Consider the following 230-nt stretch of genomic DNA (forward strand, 5'->3'; position numbering starts at 1 on the left):
GTATCGAGGCGCAGTGAACTGACCGTATGCGCTTCTTCAGACCATTCCTCAATGACCGGTAGATAGTCGGCGGCATCGCCTACTTCTTCAAGCTGGACTTTCACTTTCCCGGCGCTCAGGAAATTGGCGCGCAAATACGGGGCGACTTCCGACATCACCGCGAGCTGCACGGTGCCGTCGCCGATCCGGATGTCCCCGAATTTTCCCCGCTCCAAGCCAAGCGACATGAG

General features: G+C 58.3%; 1 protein-coding gene. It reads right to left on the reverse strand.

All coding sequences use genetic code 11. The features are described 5' to 3' along the window. On the reverse strand, nucleotides 1–230 hold a 230-nt coding region (locus R0J87_RS25370), incomplete at both ends, for a YlmH/Sll1252 family protein (RefSeq protein WP_498889783.1).

The organism is Halomonas sp. SIMBA_159 (assembly GCF_046536035.1).
Taxonomy (GTDB): Bacteria; Pseudomonadota; Gammaproteobacteria; order Pseudomonadales; family Halomonadaceae; genus Vreelandella; species Vreelandella venusta_A.